At 72.2% G+C, this 4,548-nt stretch carries 5 protein-coding genes; all 5 read right to left on the bottom strand.

Going from position 1 to position 4,548, the window contains the following annotated elements; all coding sequences use genetic code 11:
- Positions 1-458: 458 nt before the first annotated feature.
- The 5 genes from FJ251_13770 to FJ251_13750 are packed head-to-tail and all read right to left on the bottom strand — an operon-like array spanning position 459 to position 4,301.
- Positions 459-1,037 (bottom strand): molybdenum cofactor guanylyltransferase, encoded by a 579-nt coding sequence (locus FJ251_13770; GenBank protein MBM4118772.1) that lies wholly within the window; start codon positions 1,035-1,037, stop codon positions 459-461.
- A gap of 44 nt (positions 1,038-1,081) precedes the next feature.
- The gene (locus tag FJ251_13765) at positions 1,082-2,272 is read right to left on the bottom strand and encodes a hypothetical protein (protein MBM4118771.1); all 1,191 of its coding nucleotides are present in this window, start codon (positions 2,270-2,272) and stop codon (positions 1,082-1,084) included.
- On the bottom strand, positions 2,269-2,781 hold the full coding sequence (locus tag FJ251_13760; protein ID MBM4118770.1) for a hypothetical protein: 513 nt from the start codon (positions 2,779-2,781) through the stop codon (positions 2,269-2,271). The genes FJ251_13765 and FJ251_13760 overlap by 4 nt, the downstream gene beginning before the upstream one ends.
- Before the next feature lie 12 nt (positions 2,782-2,793).
- The gene (locus FJ251_13755) at positions 2,794-3,744 is read right to left on the bottom strand and encodes a nitrite reductase (GenBank protein ID MBM4118769.1); all 951 of its coding nucleotides are present in this window, start codon (positions 3,742-3,744) and stop codon (positions 2,794-2,796) included.
- Positions 3,745-3,752: 8 nt separating this feature from the next.
- The gene (locus tag FJ251_13750; GenBank protein ID MBM4118768.1) at positions 3,753-4,301 is read right to left on the bottom strand and encodes a 4Fe-4S dicluster domain-containing protein; all 549 of its coding nucleotides are present in this window, start codon (positions 4,299-4,301) and stop codon (positions 3,753-3,755) included.
- Positions 4,302-4,548: the final 247 nt, after the last annotated feature.

The raw sequence follows: 4,548 nt of genomic DNA, 5'->3' as shown, positions 1-4,548 counted from the left end.
CCCCCAATCTGGCGAACGAATCCCGCGAGAATCCAAGTTGCAGTCGAGAATAAGGCAGTGATGACCGAGCATCACAAAGCAGTGAAGAACAGGAAGCGTGATTTTGAAGCACACCACGATCATGTACATCGCTATGACGATGCTACGATTGCTGGGGGGCTTCTCCTGGTCAACTCGGCCAGCCGCTTCCGGTCACCCTTGCGAACTGAGATCACAGAGCACCACGAACCACGGGCTCTAGTCGATCACTGCATGACCCAGATGCGCGCTGTCTCTCGTCGGACCGGAGCTGGTACCTCTGGACTGGATGCGAGCTGCCTGATCGCAGTCGACTATGAGAATACACCGGGAAGCACAGCCGCGTACCTTACGAAGCTGCCAGCGCCCCAAGTTGGCGATCCACTCCACTTCGACTCATTCATCGCCGCCATCGTGAGGCTCTACGAGGGTCGCTTCACTTAGGCGGTTCCGTCGCGCAGGTCCGCGGGCGCATTCCAATTGCGCAAGGCGACCGTGGGCAGTGCGACTGCCTGGTGCGGCACCTCCGCAGCGAGGCCATGCAGGGCCAGGCGACCCGCCGCGAGGGCGGCCTCGGCGGCGGCGCGGCAGGCGGGCTCCCAGATCGAGGGCAGGGGCGAGAGACGGCCGGCTTCGCTCGCCACGGTGAGCGGCGCCCCGCCCCGCGCATGCGCGGCGATCAGCGCCTCGAGGGCCGCCGGATCGAGGTAGGGCAGATCCACGGGCAGGAGGAGAAGGGGAGCGCCCGCCGCCGCGCGCAGGCCGGCGACGAGGCCGCCCAGCGGTCCCGCACCGGCGGCCGCATCGGCCAGCTCCGGCAGCCCGAGTTCGGGGTAGCGCCGGCCGTCGCCGCTGAGCAGCACAACCCGCGCGGCGCGGCCCAGCGCAAGTGCGACAGCGTGCGCGAGGAGCGTGCCGCCGGCCGGGTGAGGCAGCAGCGCCTTGTCGCGCCCCATGCGGCGACTCGAACCGCCGCAAAGGATTGCGGCGAAGAGCTCGGGCGATGGACGAACCGGCATGCCCCCAGGCTAGCGGTCCGTCGGGGCCGGCGCAAGCGCCGCCGCTAGCAGCCGCCGCCGGGCTTCTTCACCTTGCCCCCGCTGGTGCTTGGGGCGGGCGGCGGCGCGGCCGCGGCCGGGGCCGCCGCCTCGGCACCGCTGAAGTAGGCGGCGAGCTGGCGTTGCCGTTCGGCTCCGGGCCCGAGCACACCCGCCTGCGGCGTCAGCACCTCGGCCTGCCAGGCGAGGGCGCCGCCGCGCAGGGTCCGGTAGACGAGGCTCGCCGGCCAGGCGGTCGGCAGCGCGGGTGCCTCGTCGCCGCCCGTGACGAGCAGCACGGTGCTGCCGGCGGCTGCCGCCGCGAGCGCGGCGGGCGGCTCCGCCGTCAGCGTTGCCGCTTGCGCGCCGGGGATCGCGAGCGCGGCCCTCGCCGCCTCGTCGCGCAGATCGAGCAGGGTGAGGCCGGGTGCGCCGGCCGACCCAGCGATGAGCGCGTCGGCCAGCGCCGCGGGCTCGAGCGCGGCTGCCAGCCTGGGCGCGGCGAGCGGCAGGGGCTGTGGGGCAGGCGCGAGTCCGGCGGCGATCGCGACGACGGCGAGCGCGCCCATCAGCGCGAACTTGACCCGGCGGCCGCCGGTGGGCGTGAGCTCGACCGGCTTGAAGCGCGGGGCGAGCTTCTTCTCCAGCGCCTCGGCGCCGACGAAGGCGACCGTCGCCACGGCGACGATGATCAGGGTCAGCCAGGGCGCGGGCAGGCCGACGAGCGCGGGCAGCAGCGAACGGCCCTGGGCGCCGGCCGTGTAGAGCGCGCGCAGGGGCGGCAGCCAGTCCATGCCCAGCGAGAAGAGGAAGGTCCCGAAGAAGATGCCGGCCACCGAGACGAGACCGTCCAGGCGGCCCGAGGCGAGGGCGACCACGGAGGTGCCCGGGCAGAGGCCCCCGAGCGCGAAGCCCACGCCCACGACGAAGCCGCCCACCACCTGGCCCCAGAGGAAGGTCGGGTTGATGTAGAGCAGCTCGAGGTCCATGAAGCCGAAGGCGACGGCCGCGTAGAGGCCGACCATCGCGACCACCACGGCCGTGAACATCACCTTGAAGACGGTCATGTCGTAGCCGTAGAACTGCGCGGCCAGCTTGCGCGCGTTGCCGAAGCCGGCGCGCTCCAGGGCCAGCCCGAAGAAGAAGCCGAGGACGAGGGCCGTCAGCAGGCCGATCTCATTGCCGTAGAAGCCCTGGGCCGCGGTCGGGCAGATCATAGCCACTGCCTCCTGACGAAGGTGGCCGTCGCGTAGGCGCCGGCGAAGAAGAGCATCATGAAGGCCCAGCTGCCGGTGGCGAGGCTGCCGCCGCCGGACAGGGCCTGTCCCGAGGCGCAGCCGCGCGCGATGCCGGCGCCCACGCCCATCACGGCGCCGCCGGCGAAGGCGAAGAAGAGCCGGCCGCGGACGCCGATGTGGGGGCCGCGCTCGACGGTGCGCTTCAGGCGTCCCGCGCTGAGCGCGCCGAAGAAGCCGCCGAGCAGCACGCCGATCACCTCGATCACCAGCCAGTCGTGCAGCGGATTGGCGCCGCCGGCGACGTAGCGGCCGAGGGCCGGGTTGCGCTCGGTCCAGGCGGGCGCGGTCTCGTGCGCGGCCAGCGCGATGACGCGCTTGGGAAAGGCGCTCGCGCCCAGGCCCTGGCCGGCGACGAGGAAGGTCGCGAGCAGGGTGAGGCCCAGGAGCAGTCCGGCCAGGTAGGGGTTCCAGTAGTTCTTCGCGTGCATTGCCTGGCTCCTTTACTTGCCGGCGACCTGGCCGACCCAGCCGGCCGCCTGGCCGGCGAAGACCACGATCCAGCGCAGGGCGAAACCGCCGGCGAGCACGAACAGGGCGGTGGCCCGCCCCGGCGTGGCGCGGCGCTTGTACTCGATCGCCTCGCCGATGAAGGGGATGACGAGGCCCAGCGCGACCACGAGGGTCCAGAAGGCGGCCGTGTAGGGGCCGCCGAAGAAGAGGCGCGCCGCGGACTGGGCCGCGAGGCCGCCCACGGCGAGGCCGAGCAGCCAGAGCGCGATCAGGCCGAGCTCGGCGCCGATCACGCCCATGTCGACGATGCTGGCCAGGCGCCGCTCCTCGTCCTCGAGACCGAAGAGGAGGATGAAGGCCGCCCCGCTCGAGAGCCCCGAAGCCAGGAAGAGCGGGCCCAGCAGCGGCGAGTTCCACAGCGGCCGCGCGGCGAAGGCGCCCAGCAGGATGCCCGTGTAGACCGCGAGCAGGATGCCGAGGTTCATCGTCGCGAAGGCGAGGGGGCGCTGCCGGGCCTCGCTACAGCGCGCGAGGGCCGCGAGGCGTGGCCAGCGAGCCAGCGCTCGGCGGCGCCAGGCAGCCGGGCTCTCGTTCCAGGCGAAGGCCAGCGACACCGGGTAGACGGCGAGCAGGATCCAGGCGCCCCAGGACATCGGCGTCTCGGGGCGCAGGATGAGGTAGAAGCGGAAGGCGTTCAGGCGGTTCGCCAGATCCAGCCACAGGAACAGCATGCCGACCGAGAGCAGGACGGGCACCAGCCAGGGCAGGCGGGCGAGGGCCTGCGAGCGCGGGCGCTCCGGTTTCCAGAGGCGATAGGCGCCGAGCAGGATCATCAGCCCGGCGACGAGGCCGCCGAGGAAGAGGTAGGCCGCGACCTCCCCGTGCCAGACGTGCAGGCTCGGGTCGATGAGCGGGTTCTGCCGCGTCGTCGTGATCTCCATCGCGGGCCTCACTTCAGGAAGTAGTGCTGCGGCTCGGTGCCGGCGTCCGGCAGGAGCACGGTCCAGGTCCGGCGCGCGAGCGCGCGGCTGATCTCGCTCTCGGGGTCGCTGAGGTCGCCGAAGAGAATGCTCGCCGTCGGGCAGATCTCCTGGCAGCTGGTGGTCCTCTTGCCGCTCGCCAGCCGGTGCAGGCAGAAGCTGCACTTGTCGACCGTGTGCGTACGGGGATCCACATAGCGCGCGCCGTAGGGGCAGGCCGTGATGCAGGCCTTGCAGCCCGAGCACTTGGCAGGATTGACCTGCACCGTGCCGCCCGGCCCGTAGTGCGAGCTGCCCGTCGGGCAGGCGCGCACGCAGGGGGCGTCGGCGCAGTGGTTGCAGCGCTCCGAGCGGAACTGGGTGGCGAGGGCCGGGTACACGCCGCTCGTCTCGGTGACGATCCAGTCGCGCGTGGTGCCGAGCGGCACGGCGTTCTCCTCTTTGCAGCCGATCACGCAGGCCGCGCAGCCGACGCAGGTGCGGGTGTCCACGGCCAGCGCGTAGCGGGGACCCTTCATGCCGGCACCTCCTGGTCCGCGGCGGCGGCCGCCGCGTGCTCGCCGCCGCCGGCATCGCCTGCCTCGCGCAGGAAGGTGACGAAGTTGACGTTCATGCCGGTGCCGCCCATGATCGGATCCGTGACGTAGCGCGTGCAGAGCTCCGCGCTGTCGATGCCGCGCCCGTAGGCGAAGCTGAGCTCCCTGGCTTGCCGCCCGTAGCCGTGGACGAGGTAGACGGCGTCGGCGCGAATGCGCTCGGTCACCC

Source organism: bacterium (genome assembly GCA_016873475.1).
In the GTDB taxonomy this organism is placed as follows: Bacteria; Krumholzibacteriota; Krumholzibacteriia; order JACNKJ01; family JACNKJ01; genus VGXI01.
This window is presented reverse-complemented; position numbering and strand designations above follow the sequence as displayed.

Excerpts from the sequence above, each read along its gene's own strand:
- FJ251_13770 (MBM4118772.1), bottom strand. The coding sequence starts at position 1,037 with ATGCCGGTTCGTCCATCGCCCGAGCTCTTCGCCGCAATCCTTTGCGGC.
- FJ251_13765 (MBM4118771.1), bottom strand. The coding sequence starts at position 2,272 with ATGATCTGCCCGACCGCGGCCCAGGGCTTCTACGGCAATGAGATCGGC.
- FJ251_13760 (MBM4118770.1), bottom strand. The coding sequence starts at position 2,781 with ATGCACGCGAAGAACTACTGGAACCCCTACCTGGCCGGACTGCTCCTG.
- FJ251_13755 (MBM4118769.1), bottom strand. The coding sequence starts at position 3,744 with ATGGAGATCACGACGACGCGGCAGAACCCGCTCATCGACCCGAGCCTG.
- FJ251_13750 (MBM4118768.1), bottom strand. The coding sequence starts at position 4,301 with ATGAAGGGTCCCCGCTACGCGCTGGCCGTGGACACCCGCACCTGCGTC.